The 17,414-nt window shown below is 73.4% G+C and carries 15 protein-coding genes and 1 pseudogene; 9 read left to right on the top strand and 7 right to left on the bottom strand.

Annotated features, from left to right (window positions below; genetic code table 11):
* The first annotated feature begins 44 nt into the window (after positions 1-44).
* On the top strand, positions 45-1,028 hold the full coding sequence (locus ACZ4Z2_RS29720) for a helix-turn-helix domain-containing protein (protein WP_468080149.1): 984 nt from the start codon (positions 45-47) through the stop codon (positions 1,026-1,028).
* Between the two features lie 32 nt (positions 1,029-1,060).
* On the opposite strand, the pseudogene ACZ4Z2_RS29725 reads toward ACZ4Z2_RS29720, so the two are convergent.
* Positions 1,061-2,577 (bottom strand): annotated as a pseudogene (locus tag ACZ4Z2_RS29725) (cryptochrome/photolyase family protein).
* Positions 2,578-2,685: 108 nt separating this feature from the next.
* Here ACZ4Z2_RS29725 and ACZ4Z2_RS29730 point away from each other — a divergent pair.
* A complete protein-coding gene (locus tag ACZ4Z2_RS29730) occupies positions 2,686-3,252 on the top strand; it encodes a DUF4383 domain-containing protein (RefSeq protein ID WP_468080150.1) in 567 nt (188 codons plus the stop codon).
* A 93-nt stretch (positions 3,253-3,345) separates the two neighbouring features.
* Here ACZ4Z2_RS29730 and ACZ4Z2_RS29735 read toward each other — a convergent pair whose 3' ends face one another.
* The 4 genes from ACZ4Z2_RS29735 to ACZ4Z2_RS29750 all read right to left on the bottom strand — a co-directional run bounded on the left by ACZ4Z2_RS29735 (position 3,346) and on the right by ACZ4Z2_RS29750 (position 6,174).
* A complete protein-coding gene (locus ACZ4Z2_RS29735) occupies positions 3,346-3,780 on the bottom strand; it encodes a hypothetical protein (protein ID WP_468080151.1) in 435 nt (144 codons plus the stop codon).
* Positions 3,781-3,833: 53 nt separating this feature from the next.
* Positions 3,834-4,043, bottom strand: coding sequence for a DUF6480 family protein (locus tag ACZ4Z2_RS29740; RefSeq protein ID WP_468080152.1), 210 nt, complete (start codon positions 4,041-4,043; stop codon positions 3,834-3,836).
* 186 nt (positions 4,044-4,229) lie between these two features.
* A complete protein-coding gene (locus ACZ4Z2_RS29745; RefSeq protein ID WP_468080154.1) occupies positions 4,230-5,435 on the bottom strand; it encodes a MerR family transcriptional regulator in 1,206 nt (401 codons plus the stop codon).
* 82 nt (positions 5,436-5,517) lie between these two features.
* Positions 5,518-6,174, bottom strand: coding sequence for an RNA polymerase sigma factor (locus tag ACZ4Z2_RS29750; RefSeq protein ID WP_468080156.1), 657 nt, complete (start codon positions 6,172-6,174; stop codon positions 5,518-5,520).
* 196 nt (positions 6,175-6,370) lie between these two features.
* Here ACZ4Z2_RS29750 and ACZ4Z2_RS29755 point away from each other — a divergent pair, with 196 nt between their 5' ends.
* The 3 genes from ACZ4Z2_RS29755 (at position 6,371) to ACZ4Z2_RS29765 (ending at position 8,780) form a co-directional block, all read left to right on the top strand.
* Positions 6,371-7,183 carry a DUF4397 domain-containing protein gene (locus tag ACZ4Z2_RS29755; protein ID WP_468080158.1) on the top strand — a complete coding sequence of 271 codons (813 nt, stop codon included), beginning with the start codon at positions 6,371-6,373 and terminating at the stop codon, positions 7,181-7,183.
* On the top strand, positions 7,176-7,889 hold the full coding sequence (locus tag ACZ4Z2_RS29760; RefSeq protein WP_468080160.1) for a class F sortase: 714 nt from the start codon (positions 7,176-7,178) through the stop codon (positions 7,887-7,889). The genes ACZ4Z2_RS29755 and ACZ4Z2_RS29760 overlap by 8 nt, the downstream gene beginning before the upstream one ends.
* A 108-nt stretch (positions 7,890-7,997) precedes the next feature.
* A complete protein-coding gene (locus ACZ4Z2_RS29765; RefSeq protein WP_468080161.1) occupies positions 7,998-8,780 on the top strand; it encodes an anti-sigma factor in 783 nt (260 codons plus the stop codon).
* Positions 8,781-8,812: 32 nt separating this feature from the next.
* Here the strand turns inward: ACZ4Z2_RS29765 and ACZ4Z2_RS29770 are convergent, their stop codons facing one another.
* Positions 8,813-9,655, bottom strand: a complete 843-nt coding sequence (locus tag ACZ4Z2_RS29770) for a class I SAM-dependent methyltransferase (RefSeq protein WP_468080162.1) — start codon at positions 9,653-9,655, stop codon at positions 8,813-8,815.
* Positions 9,656-9,762: 107 nt separating this feature from the next.
* The gene (locus tag ACZ4Z2_RS29775; protein ID WP_468080164.1) at positions 9,763-11,346 is read right to left on the bottom strand and encodes a carboxylesterase/lipase family protein; all 1,584 of its coding nucleotides are present in this window, start codon (positions 11,344-11,346) and stop codon (positions 9,763-9,765) included.
* Between the two features lie 246 nt (positions 11,347-11,592).
* Here ACZ4Z2_RS29775 and ACZ4Z2_RS29780 point away from each other — a divergent pair, with 246 nt between their 5' ends.
* The 4 genes from ACZ4Z2_RS29780 (at position 11,593) to ACZ4Z2_RS29795 (ending at position 17,408) form a co-directional block, all read left to right on the top strand.
* Entirely contained in the window at positions 11,593-11,835 is a 243-nt protein-coding gene (locus ACZ4Z2_RS29780; protein WP_468080166.1) for an Arc family DNA-binding protein, read from the top strand.
* Positions 11,832-13,901: an NAD(+) synthase gene (locus tag ACZ4Z2_RS29785; protein ID WP_468080168.1), complete on the top strand. Its 2,070-nt coding sequence runs from the start codon at positions 11,832-11,834 to the stop codon at positions 13,899-13,901. Before ACZ4Z2_RS29780 ends, ACZ4Z2_RS29785 begins: the two co-directional genes overlap by 4 nt.
* Positions 13,902-14,090: 189 nt before the next feature.
* Positions 14,091-15,131, top strand: coding sequence for a LacI family DNA-binding transcriptional regulator (locus tag ACZ4Z2_RS29790; RefSeq protein ID WP_468080170.1), 1,041 nt, complete (start codon positions 14,091-14,093; stop codon positions 15,129-15,131).
* 189 nt (positions 15,132-15,320) lie between these two features.
* On the top strand, positions 15,321-17,408 hold the full coding sequence (locus ACZ4Z2_RS29795) for a sulfatase (RefSeq protein WP_468080171.1): 2,088 nt from the start codon (positions 15,321-15,323) through the stop codon (positions 17,406-17,408).
* Positions 17,409-17,414 lie beyond the last annotated feature (6 nt).

Consider the following 17,414-nt stretch of genomic DNA (forward strand, 5'->3'; position numbering starts at 1 on the left):
GCGGCGGCTGTCCAGCTGGTCGGCCGCTGTGATTGACTGCGGCGATGTTGCCAGAGTCGGTGTTCCGCTCCCTGGATCTGCCTCCGGGTGACCGGTTCGACGCGTGGACGGAACGCATGGGCCGGACCCACGCGCCGATGCTGCTGTCCAGTGACCGCGCGGCCAACTACCGCGTGCACCAGCGACTGATCGGGCTCGGTGACGTGGCGGTGTGGCCGGCGACCTTCGACTCGCTGGGCTTCCACCGCACGCCCAAACTCGTCCGCCAGTCCGACCCCGAGATCTACCACCTCTCCGTGCTGCTGCGCGGAGAGGGCGGCGCCACCTGGGGCCGGCAGGAGGTCACGTACCGACGCAGCGACATCCACATCAACAGCTCGTCGTGGGCGTGGGACGTCTTCACCGGTTCCGACCCGGTGACCATCGTCGGCGTGGAGATCCCCCGGGCGCTGGTGGCGCTGCCCGCGAACCGGGCCGATCAGGTGGTGGGGCGGCCGATATCGGGCCGTGAGGGCGTCGGCGCGCTGCTGACGCAGTTCCTGGTGAACCTGACCGAGGGCACCGGCCCGTACCAGCCGCAGGACGCCCCGCGACTGGGAACCGTCGTCGCCGACCTGGTCACCGCCGTCTTCGCCCACGTCCTGGACGCCGATCCGCTGATGCCGGCGGAGGCCCACGACCGGACGCTGATGCTGCGGATCAAGGCGTTCGTCCGGAGGCATCTGGCGGACGAGGACCTGACCCCCGCCGGCATTGCCGCCGCCCACCACATCTCCCGCAGCCGCCTGTACGCCCTCTTCCGCGCCGAGGGCGTCGGTGTCGCCGCGTACATCCGCGACCAGCGGCTGGAGCGCGCCCGCCGCGACCTCCGCGACCCGGCCCTGCGCGGGGAGCCCATCCACACGATCGCCGCCCGCTGGGGCTTCCCCCGCCCGGCCGACTTCACCCGCGCCTTCCGCACCGCCTATGGCATGCCGCCCAGCGATGTCCGTGCGGACGCCCGGGCCGCTCCGGGGCCTCCCGGCTGAGGGATGCGCGGCGCCGACGGGGCGCGCCGCCGTCAGGGCGGACCGTCGCCGCGCCGGGCCTCCTGTTGCAGCAGCTCCTCCAGGTCCGCGAGCCGGTCCAGCCGGCGGACCGGCTGTGCCATCCGGGGGTTGCGCTCCAGTCGGGCCCGGTGCCGGTGCAGGAAGGCCCAGTAGCCGGTGGTGAACGGGCAGGCCCGGTCGCCGGTCCGCTCGCCCGGCCGGTAGACGCAGCCGCCGCACAGGTCGCTCATCCGGTTCACGTAGGAGCCGCCGGACGTGTACGGCTTGGTCGTCATGCGGCCGCCGTCGGCGTACTGCGACATGCCGACGACGTTGGGGACCATCACCCAGTCGTAGCCGTCGACGAAGCAGCGGTGGAACCAGTCGGTCACCGCCCGCGGATCCCAGCCGCGTTGCAGGGCGTGACTGCCCAGCAGCATCAGCCGGGGGATGTGGTGTGTCCATCCGGTGTCCCGCACCTGGGCCAGCGTCGTGGCCAGGCAGCGCGCCCGCACCGCGTCCGCGTCCAGCTCCAGGAACCACCGCGGGAGCGGGGCGTGGTGCCGCAGGGCGTTGCGGTGGCGGTAGTCCTCACCGAAGTACCAGTAGAGCTGCCAGACGTACTCGCGCCAACCGGCGACCTGGCGGACGAATCCCTCCACGCTGTTGACCGGGGCGCGCCCCTCCCGCCACGCGTCCTCGGCCCGTTCCACGCACTCCGCCGGGTCGAGCAGGCCGAGGTTCAGGGAGGACGAGAGCAGGCTGTGGCTCATCACCGGGTCCCCCGCCAGCATCGCGTCCTCGTGCGGCCCGAAACCGGCCAGCCGGTGCTCGACGAACCGGCGCAGCGCGGCCTGCGCCTCACGCCGGGAGGCGGGGAACAGACGCGGGCCGTCCCGCCCGACGAAGGTGACGGCGCCCTCGCGCTCCCAGCGGTCGAGGTCGCGGCGCACCTCCTCGTCGATCCCGTCCTCCCTCGGGCGGTACGGCGGCGGGGCGCCCAGGGTCCGCGCGCCCTTCGGCGGGGGCTCGCGGTTGTCGTGGTCGTGGTTCCACAGGTCGCCCGCCGGACGGTCACCGTCCATCAGCAGGTCGTGCGAGCGCCGCACCCACCGGTAGAAGTCCTCCTGGCGCAGCCGCTGTCCGCCGTGCACGCCGTGTTCGTCGGCCCAGGCGCGGAAGTCCTCCTGCGCGACGAGAAACCCGCGCGCCGACAGCACGGTCACCGACTCCTGCGACTCCAGTGACCTCACCAGCCGCAGCGCCGCGTACGACGTGGGGTGACGCACCGTCACCGGGCCGCCCCCGACCGCCTCGCGCAGCCCCTCCCGGTAGGTCTCGGCGCGGACGTACCGGACCCGGTCGCCGAGTTCGGCGGCGCGGTGGCGCGGTGGCGCATCGCAGATAGCACGAGGTGGGCCTTGGCCCGGTGGAAGCGACGGCGCCGGAAGACCGAGCGGGCCTCGATCATCACCACGGGCGTGTCGGAACGCCCCGTCAGGAAATGCGGCCCGAGCTGGTCGCCGAACAGCCAGTGCGGAACCGTCATGACGCCGCCTCCTCAGCTCCGTGTCGGGGAATGCCACTGCAACCGTATGCCGCATATCGCCGGAAAAGATGACCGAAGCGCATCGGGACCCCACTGAGAGGACACGCCATGAGACTCCGCGACGAACTCCCCGTCGACCACCGGCTGGCCCGGGTGTACCGGTACGGGGCCGGCCTGTGCGGTGTCATCCTGCTGGTCTTCGGCTGTCTGGGCTTCGCGGACCGGCTCACCCCCTTCGACACGGACGGGACCCGGATCTCCGGGCTGTCCACCAACGGGGTGCTCAGTCTGATCTCCGTCGTCGTGGGCCTCGCCCTGATCGGCGGTGCCGTGGTCGGCGGCAACTTCGCGTCCACGCTCAACATGACCGTCGGCACGCTGTTCCTGCTCAGCGGCTTCCTCCACCTCTTCGTCCTGGACCGCCCCGCCAACGTCCTGGACTTCGGCATGTCCAACGTCATGTTCAGCTTCACGATGGGGCTGCTCATCGCCTGCTTCGGCATGTACGGCCGGGTGTCGGGCAAGCTGCCCCACGACAACCCGTACTGGCGGCGCCGCCACCCCCGCGAGGCGGCCCGCGAGGCCCTCGCCGCCCGCCGCCGCGCGAGCCAGGCGGCACTCACCCCCGGCCAGGGCCCCGCACCCACGCCCGCCCTCCCGCGCTCCCGGGACTGAGCCCCGGACCGGCAGGGGGTCACCGTGCGCGGATGTCGTACCGACTCGACGCTGCTACCGCTCACCACCGAGTTACTGGGGGGGCGACGGGGGTCAGACCGCCGCCGTGTGGCGGGCCGGCGTACGGGAATGGGGCCCGGTGCGCACCTCGGACTCCAGCGGTCCGCGGGAGGACCGGTCGATCAACGCGGCGCCGGCTCTGCTCGGCGTGGTGCCGGCCGGCCCCGGCGCGCCGGACCACCGCGATCTGTTCGCGGAAGTCGGCCTCGGCCGAGGGCGGGACGAGGAGGACTTGCGCCGGGCCGCCCTGGAGGCGTACGACGCGGCCGACCACGGCACGTGGCACGCGGAGAGCGGGCCCGGCGCGAGGCCGGCGAGTGCGCCGCAGCCGAGCGAGCCGCCCATGAACGGCTGCCCGGCGTCCCGATCGCCCTCGACGGCAAGGAGATCATCGCCTTGCTCGGCATACCCCGGGGCCGCACGGTGGGTGCGGCCCTCCGCCACCTCCAGCGACTCCACATCGACCACGGCCCGTCTTCCGCGAGGAAGCCGAGGGACGCGGGTCCGCTCGGCCCTCCCGCTCACAAGGTGATCACGCGGACGAGGAAGAACGCGGCGAACAGCAGAGCGCCGAGCGCGATCAGGAACAGCCACAGGTGCGGGTGCTCCCAGACACCGCCGTCCGGTCGTTCTCGGTGGGCCTCGGCCGTCGACCCCTCGGCGGCGGGGGTCTCCTCGGGCGGAGGCAACTGCTCACTCCGGGCGTCCGTCTCAAGCGGCTTCTTGACCATGATGAGCACTCCTTTGGGGGAGGGTTTGGGAGGGCTTGGGAGGGCTTGGGAGGGCTTGGGAGGGCTTGGGAGGGCTTCCCATTGGGGACATATCGCACCTCTTCTTCCGCAACGGGAGCGTCTCCGGATGCGCGCGCCGAGTGTGCGTGGCACTGTGCGTGGCGATGCCTGCACGGCCGGCGCGGATCACACTGACTCCCGCACCTGCCCCTGGCCCGCCGTCGGCGCGTCCTCGCCGGGGCGGCCGACCGATGTCATGATCCGGACGGCGTCGGTCAGCCCGAAGGGGCGCAGGAGGTCAGGATCCGAGCGCAGCCCCCACCCCGGGCCGCACAGCAGGACGTGGCTGCGGGTGCGGGCGCCGTGGATGCCCCAACGGATCGCCGCGAGGTGCCGGGCAAGGGGGAGGTCCGCGGTGCTCCGGGACTGCGACCACAGGGCCACGGCGGCCGGGGCGACCCGCCGCACCGTGGCCTCCAGTGCCTCGACCGGCACCGAGCCGCCCAGCATCAGGACGCGCCGGCCGCGCTCCGCCAGTACGGCGGTGAGCGCCTCCAGCGGCAGGGTGTGCTGTTCGCCCGGCAGGCACGCCAGCAGGACGGGACGGCTGTCGGCGGCTCTGTTCCGCGCCGCGGCGCGCGCGTAGGCGTGGCGGAGGGCCACGGAGATGTGCCAGGACAGGAGGTGCTCCACTTCCACGTACCGGTCCTCGGAGGACTCCCATCTGCGCCCCACGTACCGCAGCGTCGGGATGAGGACCTCCTCCCACGCGGCCAGGAGGCCGTACGACTCCACGGTCGCCGTGATCTGCTCCTGCACGGCCTCGGCGTCCATACGGACCGCCGCCCGGGCCAGCCCTCGACCCCGTCGGCGCGAGTCCTCCACGGACGGCGTGCCCACCGGGGACGCCGAGGGCTCGGGGGCCGCGTCCACGGGCGTCGCGTCCACGGGCGTCGGGTCCACGGGCGTCGCGTCCACGGGCGTCGGGTCCACGGGCGTCGGGTCCACGGGCGTCGGGTCCACGGGCGTCGCGTCCCTCGGGGTCCACGGCTCCCCGACCGGTGCGAGGGAACGGGGAGGCGGGCCCGCGGGCGGAGTGTCGGCCGCGGGGGCGGGTGCCGCCGGGGCGCCGGTCCTGCTCGCCTGGGCCTTGGCGGTACGGGCGGCCTCCGCCGGGGGGAGGCCCTCGGCCGTCAGGCGGCACATCTCCCGCACCATCGCGACGTCCTCGGGCGTCCAGCGCCGGTGCCGGCCCTCCACCCGGGTCGCCGGTCCCAGCCCGTAGCGGCGGTCCCACGAGCGCAGGGTGGTGGGCGAGATGCCGAGCCTGCGCGCGAGCACCCCGGTCGTCACGCCGGCCCCGGCCACGCCGGGTTCCTCGTGCGCGTCCATCCCGTGCCTCCAGCGCGTAGCCGATGTCCCCGGCCTCGGGGCCTGAAAAAGATGTTCTCCGTCCTACGGGCGTTCGGATGCGTCAGAGGGACGGTTCCATCACGCGCCGCAGCGCGTGCAGGGCCCTGCGGATGTGGCTCTTCACCGTGCCCAGCGGCAGCCCCGTCCGCTCGGCGATCTGCGCCTGGGTCAGGTCACCGTAGACGGCCAGGCCCAGCAGCCGCCGTTGCACCGGCGTCAGGCACTGGAGCTTCTGCAGGACGAGGACGCGGTCGACGGTGGCCTGGCTCTCGTCGACACCCCAGTGCCGTACCGCCTCCTCCTGCCGCGCCGCGGAGACGCCCTCGATGTCGGCGCGGCGGGCCCGTGCCGCGTGGGCGTCCGCGATCGCGTGGCGGGTGATGCCGACGAGCCATCCGCCCAGCGGGCCACGGTCCGGCCGGTACCGCTCGCGTCCCCGCCAGGCGGCGAGGAAGACCTGCTGGGTGACGTCCTCGGCGTCCCGCGGGTCGCTCAGGGAGCGCCGGGCGAGTGTGTACACGAGGGAGCCCCACCGCCGGTACGCGAGGGCGACCGCCTCCTCGTCCCCGGCGCGGAACCGCCGGGCGAGTTCGGTGTCGTCACCGGTCTCCTCGTACGGCGGGAGCGGGCCGGGCAGCCGGTCGGGGCCGGGGTCGCGCGGAGGCGTGCGCTCCACGTCGGCGCTCAGGTGTGTGTCGGGCCGGGCAGTGGCCATCATGAGCTCCGAGGTCGAAGGAGTACGACACGACGACCGTCCGCCGAAACGATGCGCACCCGCAACGTGCAGCGTTAGCGCATCGAAACGGGCAGCTCCGCTGAACCCGCGAAAGAATCTGCATCCCCCATCGAGGCGCGCGCCGAAGACCTCGTGCACTCACTCACAGGGAGTGGGCCGTTCGAAGGGACAGCCAGCCATGATCTCCCGGACCTCTGTTGCCGCAGCGGCTTCTCTCGGCGTGTGCGCGCTCGCCCTGGGCGGCGCCGGAACCGCGACCGCCGCCGACGACGACCAGGCCATGGTGTCCGTCTTCCACGCCGTGCCCGGCCTGGACGTCGACGTGTACGCCAACGGCGACGAACTGATTCCCGACTTCAAACCGGGCACCCTCACCGACCCGCAGCCCCTTCCCGCCGGTTCGTACGACCTGAAGGTCTTCAAGGCCGGAGCGGACCCGAAGGGCAAGCCCGCGATCCAGAAGACGGTCGAGGTTCCCGCCGGAGCCAACGCGACCGTCGTGGCCCACCTGAACGCGGAGGGCACTCCGCAGCTGGACGCCTATGTGAACGACACCTCCGGTGTGGCGGCGGGGAAGGCCCGGTTGACGGTCCGTCATGTCGCGGCGGCCCCGGCCGTCGACGTCAGGGCGGGCGGCACACCGGTCTTCAAGGACCTCGTCAACCCGAAGGAGGACACGGCGACCGTGGACGCCGGCACGGTCTCGGCGGACGTCGTGCTCGCCGGCACCGACGACGTCGCCCTCGGTCCCGCCGACCTCGATCTCAAGGAGGGCACCGCCATCGTCGTCTACGCCTGGGGCAGCGCCCAGGACAAGAACCTCGACCTGAAGGTGCAGACCCTGACCGGCATGCACTCCGCGCCCTCGGGCGTGAACGCCGGCGCGACCAACGACGCCGACGCGTGGCCGGCGTACGCCGCCGGATTCGGCCTCCTCGGCCTCGCCGGCGCGCTCACCGCCCGCCGTGTGGTGTCCCGCGGCCGTGCCTGACACCGGGCCGGCCCCGTGGCTCCGGCAGCGACTCGGGACAGCGGTGACGGTCCTGCTCGCGGTGTCCGGGGCCACGGTGCTGGCACTGGCACCGTCCGGCCAGGACCTTCCGCCGGCCGCGGACTTCGACGCGAGGACGGTCGACTCGTCCCCCGCGGTCCCGCCGGGGCGGGCGGAGGACACCGGTCCCCCGCCGGCCCGGGCGGAGGCGACCGGACCTCGGCCCGCGCGGGCGGGCCCTGGCCCCGTCGCCGCCGCCCCCGGGCGGCTCGACATCGAGCGCGTCGGTCTCAGCGCCGCGGTCGAACCGGTCGGAGTGGCCGCGGACGGCAGCGCCGAGATTCCCGAGGATCCGGGGAAGGTCGGCTGGTACCGCTTCGGGCCCGCTCCGGGTGAGCCCTCCGGTTCCGCCGTCATGGTGGGTCATGTGGACTCCCGCACGGGCGATCTCGGCGCCTTCGCCGCCCTGTTCGACGTCCGCGCGGGCGACGCGGTGACGATTCGGCGGGCCGACGCGCCGCCGGTCGCCTACCGTGTCGTCGCCCGCGCCCTGGTGGACAAGGACCGGCTGCCGGCCTCGGCCTTCGCCAGGACCGGCGAACCGGTCCTCACGATGATCACCTGCGCGCCCCCGTTCGACCGGGCACACGGCGGCTACCAGCGGAACCTCGTGGTCACGGCGGCCCCGGTCACGGGCACGGAGTGAGCCCGCTCCCCGGTCCTCTCCCCCTCCACGCGTGCTTACGCTGCTGTCCATGTCCGACGCGGAGAAGACCCCGGCCGATCCGGTCGCCGGTACGAGGGGAGGTGTGCCATGGCAGGGCACCTGGACGCCGACGAGCTGACCGACCTCGCACTCGGGAACGGCTCCGGCCCCACCTCGCGCCGACGGGACCATCTGGCACGGTGCCCGCGGTGCCGCGACGAGCTCGACCAGCTGCGACGCGTGGTCCGTGCCGCCCGGGACGTGTCGACCGGCGACCTCCTGACGGCACCGCCCGACGCGGTGTGGCGGTCGATCGCGGCGGAACTGGAGTCCGGCACGCCCCTTCACCGACCGACCGGAGACGACGCCATCCCACCGGCCCCGGGCGCACCCGGCGAGCAAAGCAGACCCAGCGAGCACGGAGCACACCCCGGACACGGCCGCGCATGGCTGCGCCGCCCGGCCCTGCCGATCGCCGCCGCGAGTCTCGTCGTGGGGGCGCTGCTGGGCGGTGCCGTCACCGCGTGGCGGCTCGACGACGCCCCGCCGAGGGCCGAGGCGGGCCCTGCGAGCCGTCTCGCGCCGCTGGCCGCGCCCCGCGCGGCCGGTACGGTACGCCTGGTGCGCGGCTCCGACGCCGAACGCGAGGTCACGGTGACGGTGAAGGGCCTGCCCCGCACGGACGGCTACTACGAGGTGTGGCTCATGGACCGGACCCACACCCGCCTCGTGGCGATGGGTGTCCTCGCCCCGGACGGCACCACCACGCTGCCGCTCCCCACCCGGATCGACCTCGGCCGCTACCCGCTGATCGACGTGTCGGCACAGGACGACAACGGAAACCCGGCCCATTCCGGCCGAAGCGTCCTACGAGGCCCCCTGCCCGCCTGACCCGACGCCACCGAAAGCGAGCGCCCCCGTCCTCAGTCGTGCCGGGGCATGCCCCAGATCATGATCTCGGTGGCCGGGAGGCGCTCCGCGAAACGGCCGTCGGGGGCCGTCTCGCGCAGCAGCGCGCGCAGGTCCCGTTCGAAGTCGGGCAGTGCGTCGCCGAAGAGATGGGGCGCGGAGTCGGAGCGGGAGAACGCCCAGGCGACGAGGTCGTCGGCGGTGCGGTCGACCACCTGCCCGGCGGGCACGACAAGACGCCGGACGTGCGTGAAGCCGGCCCGTTCCAGGACGATGTCCTCCCGGCCTGGGGTGCCGTTGACGAGGACCCCTTGTCCGGCGCGTCGAACCGGGCCGAGGCGGCGGCGCACCAGGTCGGCGACGCGGTCGTACGGGGGCGGGACGGACGGGGGCGGCGGTGGTGCGGGGGGCGGGTTCTTGAGGTCGCTCACCTGGACGAACACGCCGCCCGGCGCCAGCATCTCCCGCACGGTGGCGGCGACCCGGTCGCGCTCCGTCCAGTGGAAGGACTGGGCGAACACCACCACCCGGAACTCCCCCAGCCCCGCGGGCAGGTCCTCGGCGCGGGCCGCCGCCCAGCGGGCGTTTCTCACGCCCCGGCGCCCGGCCTGACGTTCCGCCTCGGCCAGCATGTCCGCGTCCGGGTCGACGCCGACCGCCTCGGCGACGTACCGGGCCATCGGGAGCAGCACGACGCCCGGTCCGCAGCCGACGTCGAGGAGCCGGCCGGTGCCGTCCAGACCGAGGACCTCGGCCAGGGCTTCGGCGAACCCCGGGGCGTAGGGAAGGCGCCCCCGCTCGTAATGAGGCGCGCTGCCCCGGAACAGGGTGCTGTCCCACCGCCAGCCCTCAGGCATCCCGACACCCCGCCCTCTCCGCCGCCCGCGACACCCTCACCGTAACCGCCGGAAGCCGGGCCCGGGCGGCCCGTGGAGCGGCTCCCGAAAAGCCCGGCCGGCGTCGCTCAAGGGGCGCGGCGGAAGCGGCGGAGGGTTGGGAGGGGGGCTCCGCCGGAGGCGGTGAACGTGCCGGTGCCCTGGGCTCTGCGGGGGCGTCGCGCGTCCTCCGCCCAGAGGGCCAACTCGCGGTCGTAGGGGCCGAGGACGATCCGTCCGTCGTCCGGGTCGTCGAAGACCCGCACGGGGTGGGTGGCGTCCCAGGGGGTCCAGCCGGGGTCGCCGTGCGTCGCGAAGCGGACCCACGCGTCGTGCAGGGTGGTGGCCAGGGCGCGCGGGGGGTTCTCGCCGGCGAGTCTCGCGGAGGCGGCGGTGTCGCCCGTGTCGAAGACGAAGCCGAGCTCCAGGGCGTGGCAGGAGCCCAGGCCGGGGAGGTTCGACGGCCACGCGAACTCGTAGACGTACGTCGGCGCGTGGGCGGGGCGGGCGTCCGCCACACGGTGCAGGGGGACACGCAGGAGGTGGTCGGTGACGAGCCGGCCCGCCAGGTCGGCGGGGCTCATGTCCGGGTGGAGCTCACGGTAGCGGCGGGGGACCTCGGGTCCGCAGTGGCAGCGGGCGCGGGCACCGGCCAGGGCGACCGCGCCGAGGCGGTCGACGCGCTCGTGGAGGCCGCCGGGCACCAGCCAGAGGCGGTGCTCGTCGCGGGTCCAGCCCATGAGGAGGCCGACGTCCTGGGCGGCGCCGTCCTCGACGAGGGCCTTGAGCGGATCACGCGGCACCAGCTCGCCGTCGACGACGACGCCGAAGGCGGGTCCGCCCAGGACCGGGCTGCTGAGCCGGCCCACCTCGGCCTGGGCCTCGGCGAGCAGGGCGCGGTCCACGTCGGCGAAGGCGGCGGCGGTGGCCGGTACCTTCAGCCGGGCGGCCATCCGGCGCACCATGCGGCGCACCTTGTCCCGGTCCAGGGCCTCGGGCGGCCCGCTCTGCAGCACGGCCCGGCGGAACAGGCCCCGCGCGCGGGGGGCCACCAGCAGGGCGCCGATGCTGATGGCCCCGGCCGACTGGCCGAAGACGGTCACCCGGTCCGGGTCGCCGCCGAAGGCCGTGATCGAGTCCCGGACCCACTCCAGGGCGGCGAGCTGGTCGCGCAGTCCGGCGTTGGGCGGGGCGTCGGGGAAGAGGCCGTATCCCTCGACGCCGAGGCGGTAGTTGAGGGAGACGAGGACCACGCCGTCCCGGGCGAAGGCGGCGCCGTCGTACACCGGGATCGCCGACGAGCCCCGGGTCAGCGCGCCACCGTGGATCCAGACCATGACGGGGAGCCCGGCCCCGGGGCGCGGCTCCGGTGTCCACACATTGAGGTTGAGGCAGTCGTCGCCCGCGACGACGGGGTCGGACAGGTAGCGGGCGAACGCCTCCGAGTACGGCGGTTTCGGCGGGGTCGGCCCGAAGGCGCCCGCGTCGCGGACGCCGTCCCAGGGCTCGGGCGGGACGGGCGGGCGGAACCGGCGGGGGCCGAAGGGCGGGGCGGCGTACGGGATGCCCCGGAACACCGCGATCCCTTCCTCGTCCCCCTCCCGGTGGACATACCTGCCGCGGACGTCTCCGTACGGGGTGCGGACCACGGGGTCCCGCCGGGTTGCCGTCATGCGCTCACCAGCTCCTCACACCCGCTCGCTCGTGAACCGTTGTTCACATCAGAGCACCACATCCCCTCGCCGTATTCCGGTCGGGGCCGGTTCCGCGGCGGCCGTTCGGCGTACGGAACGGCGGCAGGCAGGTGCCCGCCAACGGCCCGCCCGGTCGGTGCCGCCGCCCGTGCGGGAGTCGGGCCGGGTGATCACCCGGCAGGCCCCGGAAGCGCCGTCCCGATGCCACCGTGGCATCATTCCGGCATGGATCCTGAGAAGCGGATCTCCCTCCGCCTGCCCGCTGAGCTGCATGAACGCCTGGTCGTCCGAGCCCGGAGCGATCGGCGGTCGCTCAACTCGGAGATCATCCATCTGCTGGAGTCCGCGCTCGGCCCGGCGGCGAGGACGCCGGATCGTCTCGACGGCGCTCCGGCTCCCTACCCTGCTCCGCAGGAGCCCACGTCCTCCCCGGCCGGACACCGGGGTATCCACGGAGGAAACCGGTGAACTTCTGGTCGCTCTACAGCCACGGCTTCGCCCGGGTCGCCGCGTGCACCGGTCACGCGACGATCGCCGACCCGCCCGCCAACGCGGAGGCGGTGCTGCGGCAGGCCCGCCGCTGCGCCGAGGACGGGGTCGCCGTCGCCGTCTTCCCCGAACTGTGCCTGTCGGGCTACTCGATCGAGGACCTGCTGCTCCAGGACGCGCTGCTCGACGACGTCGAGGCGGCACTTCGGACGGTGGTGGCCGGGTCGGCGGACCTGCTGCCGGTGCTCGTCCTCGGCGCCCCGCTGCGGCACCGGCACCGGATCTACAACTGCGCGGTCGTCGTGCACCGCGGGCGGATCCTCGGGATCGCGCCCAAGTCGTACCTCCCGAACTACCGCGAGTTCTACGAGAAGCGGCAGATCGCCGCGGGCGACGACGAGCGGGGCGGCACGATCCGGGTCGCGGGCGCGGAGGTGCCGTTCGGCCCGGACCTGCTGTTCGCGGCGGAGGACGTTCCCGGTCTGGTGGTGCACGCCGAGGTGTGCGAGGACATGTGGGTGCCGGTGCCGCCGAGCGCGGAGGCCGCGCTGGCCGGCGCGACCGTCCTGGTCAACCTGTCGGGCAGCCCGATCACGGTCGGCCGGGCCGAGGACCGGCGGCTGTTGTGCCGGTCGGCGTCGGCGCGCTGCCTCGCCGCGTACGTGTACGCGGCGGCGGGACAGGGCGAGTCGACCACCGACCTGTCCTGGGACGGCCAGACCATGATCTACGAGAGCGGCACCCTGCTGGCCGAGACCGGGCGGTTCCCCGTGGGCGACCAGTACGCGGTGGCGGACGTCGACCTCGACCAGCTGCGGCAGTCCCGGCACCGGATGGGCACGTTCGACGACAACCGCCGGGCGCTGTCGGGGCGCACCGGCGCGTTCCGCGAGGTGGTGTTCCGGCTCGACCCGCCGACCACCGACCTCGGGCTGCGGCGCCGCGTCGAGCGGTTCCCGTTCGTGCCCTCGGACCCCGCCCGGCTCGCCCAGGACTGCTACGAGGCGTACAACATCCAGGTGGCGGGCCTCCAGCAGCGGATGGCGTCGATCGGCGGCCCCAAGATCGTGATCGGGGTGTCGGGCGGTCTGGACTCCACGCACGCGCTGATCGTCGCCGCCCGGGCGATGGACCGCGCGGGCCGCCCGCGCAGCGACATCCTGGCCTTCACGCTGCCCGGCTTCGCGACCGGCGAGCACACCAAGGGCAACGCCCACAAGCTGATGCGTTCCCTCGGGGTCACCGCGGCCGAGCTGGACATCACACCGACCGCCCGGCTGATGCTGAAGGAGATGGGCCACCCGTTCTCGTCGGGCGAGCCGGTGTACGACATCACCTTCGAGAACGTGCAGGCCGGGCTGCGCACCGACTACCTGTTCCGGCTGGCCAACCAGCGCGGCGGCATCGTCCTCGGCACCGGCGACCTGTCGGAGCTGGCGCTCGGCTGGTGCACGTACGGCGTCGGCGACCAGATGAGCCACTACAACGTCAACTCCGGTGTGCCGAAGACGCTGATCCAACATCTGATCCGCTGGGTCATCAGCAGCGGCCAGTTCGACGAGGACACCAACGACACGCTGGCGGCCATCCTGGACACGGAGATCAGCCCGGAGCTGGTGCCCGGCGAGGAACTCCAGTCCACGGAGTCCAAGATCGGCCCGTACGCGCTGCACGACTTCACGCTGTTCCACGTGCTGCGCTACGGCTACCGGCCGTCGAAGATCGGTTTCCTGGCCTGGCACGCCTGGCGGGACGCGGAGGCGGGCGCCTGGCCGCCCGGGTTCCCCGAGGGCGAGCGGGTGGCGTACGACCTGCCGGAGATCTGGCACTGGCTGGAGTACTTCTGCCAGCGCTTCTTCGCGTTCGCCCAGTTCAAGCGCTCGGCCATGCCGAACGGGCCGAAGGTCCTGGCCGGCGGTTCGCTGTCGCCGCGCGGTGACTGGCGGGCGCCGTCGGACAGTTCGGCCGCGACATGGCTGCGGGACCTGGCTCGCTGGGACCTCCCCGACACCGGGACACGACCGGACTCCGGCCCTCGCCCGTGACGGTCGCCGGGCCCCGGCCGTCCTCTCGCCCGCGCCCCGGGCTCGGTACCTGTTCCGGGAGGCGCGGCGAGGGCGGCCCGTCGAATCCCCTCTCCTTCCCGCCGTGTTGAGTTGGCCTTACGGTAGAGAGCGCTTGCTACTCGAAAAGTTCACCGGCCCTCGGGACGGGGCCTGAGAGGTGGAGTCGCGATGGTGCGTGGCGGGAGCGCGACGGCCGGGCCGACGCTGGCGGTGGTGGCGCGCGAGGCCGGGGTGTCCGTACCGACGGCCTCGAAAGTGGTCAACGGCCGGGAGGACGTGGCCCCCGAGACCAGGCGCCGGGTCACCGAGGCCCTGGACCGGCTCGGCTATGTTCGCAGACCCAGGTTCGAGGCGTCGAAGCCTCCGCGCATGGTCGACCTGGTGGTGGACTCGCTGGAGAGCACCTGGTCGGGCGCCGTGCTGCACGGCGTGGAGCAGGCGGCGCACGACGCCGGCCTGGAGGTGGTGGTCTCGGCGGGCCTCACCCGGACCCGGGGCGCGCGTCCCGAGCGCGGCTGGTTCGACAAGCTGACCGCGAGGGGCTCGGCGGGGGTGCTGTTCAATCTGGCCGAGCTGTCCCCCGCCCAGTACTCCTGGCTCGCCCAGCACCGTGTTCCGTTCGTCCTGATCGACCCGGTCCTCGAACCGCCGCCCGGCGTGGTGTCGGTGGGCGCGGCCAACTGGCAGGGCGGGACGACCGCCACCGAGCACCTGCTGGCCCTGGGCCACGAGCGGGTCGCCGTGATCGCCGGGTACCGGCGCAAGATGTGCAGCAGTGCGCGGGTGGCGGGCTACCGCTCGGCGCTCATGGCCGCGGGCGTGCCGTACCGGCCGGAGTACGTCCGCTACGGCAACTTCATGGAGACCGCCGCGCACCACCGGATGCTCCAGCTGCTGGACCTGCCCGAACCGCCGACCGCGGTGTTCGTCTGCTCCGACCGGATGGCGCTCGGTGTCTACCAGGCGCTCGCCGAGCGGGGGTTGCGCGTTCCGGACGACATCAGCGTGGTGGGTTTCGACGACCTGCCCGAGGCGCGCTGGGCGACACCGGGCCTGACCACCGTCCGCCAGCCGCTGTCCGAGATGGCCTCGACGGCCCTGCGGCTGCTCGTCCGGATGATGGAGGGCGACCGGCCGGAAGGCACGCGCACGGAGTTGTCGACCCGGCTGGTGGAGCGGGCGAGCACGGGGGCGCCGCCGTCGGTCTGACCGGAGGGTGGGAAGGTGTCGGAGTTCACGTGGAGGGGTTGCGGCCGGCCTGAGCGCGGGTGAACGGTGGGCGTCGTCGCACCGTACGCATAGTGATGGGCGTACGGGTGCGAAGGCGGTCCCGCTCCTCGGCTCACTCCGTCCACCAGCACAGAGCTCCAGCATGTTCCACAGGGAAGGACCTTCGGGTTGTCGCACACACGCTCTCCGCAGCTCCCGGGCCCGGCACCAGCACCGGACGACGACACCGCCCCCGAGAACACCGCCGAGGCCGCGGAGCCGAAACCCGAGCCCGAGGTCGAGCCGGAAGGCGGCACCGCCACGTCCGACGCGGCACCCGAGCCCGAGGCGGCACCCGAGCCCGAGGCCGAGCCGACAACCGAAACCGAGCCCCCGACGAAAGCCGAGCCGGAGCCGAAACCCCAGCCGGAGTCCAAGACCGAGCCCAAGCCCGAGCCGCCGCCCCGGACCGAGCCGCCGCCCCGGACCGAGCCCGAGCCCGAGCCCCAGTCCCAAACCGAGCCCGAGCCCGAGGTCGAGCAGGACCCCGACCCCGAGCCCGAGTCGGCGGGCGGAACGGAGGTTGGGGGCGGGGCGGTTGCCGCGCGGCGGGGGTGGCGGGGGTGGCGGGACCGGCACCCCCGGCGGGCCCGCGTACTCGGCTGGGCCGGGAGCGCGCTGGCCGTCGCGCTCGTCATGGTCGCGTTGCTCATGCCGAACGACGTGACGAAGTTCGAGGTGGGCCGGCTGCTGAGGATCCCGGCGGAGGGGATCCTCGGCGCGGCGCTCCTGCTGGTGCTGCCGTACAAGGCGCGGCGCGCGGCGGTGCTGGTCATCGGCGTGGTGCTCGGCCTGCTGATGATCGTCAAGGTGCTGGACATGGGGTCGTACTGGACCCTCGACCGGCCGTTCGACCTGTTGCTGGACTGGCCCCTGCTGGACAACGCCCGGTCGTTCATGAAGGACTCGCTCGGCGACACGACGGCGCAGGCCGCGACGGTCGGTGTGATCGCGCTGGTGCTCGCCCTGCCGTTCCTGACGACACTCGCCGTCCGCCGGATCAGCCGGCTGATGGAGCGCGACCGGCACACCGCGAGCCGTACGCTCCTGGTCCTCGGCACCGTCTGGATCACCTGCTCGACGCTGACCCTGGAGGTCGCGGACGTCCCCCTCGCCTCGCACAGCGCGGCCACCCTCGTGGAGAACCGGGTCGAGGCGGTGCGCAAGGGGCTGAAGGACGGCGAGGCGTTCGAGAAGGCGGCGGCGGTCGACGCCTTCGCCGACGTGCCGCCGGACCAGCTGCTGACCGGGCTGCGCGGCAAGGACGTGCTGATCACGTTCATCGAGAGCTACGGCCGCTCCGCGATCGACGACCCGCGGATGGGCGAGCCGCTGAGTGGGACGCTCGCGCGGAAGACCCAGGAGCTGAAGGACGCCGGGTACGCGTCGCGCAGCGGCTGGCTGCGGTCCCCCATCACGGGCGCCGGCAGCTGGCTCGGCCACTCCACGTTCCTGTCCGGGCTGTGGATCAAGAACCAGTCGCGCTACAACCACCTCGTCGCCAGCGACCGCCTCACCCTCACGGAGGCGTTCCGCCGCACCGGCGCCTGGCGCACGGTCGGTGTCGTGCCGGGCACCCAGAAGGCATGGCCGGAGGGCAAGTACTTCGGGCTCGACCACATCTACGACTCCGACCAACTGGGCTACCAGGGGCCGAAGTTCAGCTGGTCGACCATGCCGGACCAGTACACCCTGAAGGCGTTCAGGGAGCTGGAGTACGGCAAGGAGGGCCGCAAGCCGATGATGGCGGAGATCATCCTGACCTCCAGCCACAACCCCTGGGCGCCCATCCCCCGGACGATCCCGGAGGAGGAGATCGGCGACGGCTCGGTCTACCACTCCCTGCAGAAGGCCGAGGGCAAGGACCCCAAGGAGGTCTGGAAGGATCCCCTCGACGTCCGTGACGAGTACCGCAAGACCATTCAGTACTCGGTGAGCAGCATCGTCGACTTCGTCGCGAAGTACGGCTCGAAGGACACCGTTCTGATCTTCCTCGGCGACCACCAGCCCAACAAGACGGTCACCGGCGACAATCCGAGCCACGACGTGCCGGTCTCGGTCGTCGCCCAGGACCCGAAGGTGCTGGAGAAGATCGACGACTGGGGCTGGGCGGACGGCCTGAAGCCCGCCCCGGACACCCCGGTCTGGCGCATGGACAAGTTCCGCGACCAGTTCATGACGGCCTTCGGCCCGGAGCCGGGCGGTACGCCCCGGTAGAGCACG

The organism is Streptomyces sp. NPDC030183, assembly GCF_055573455.1.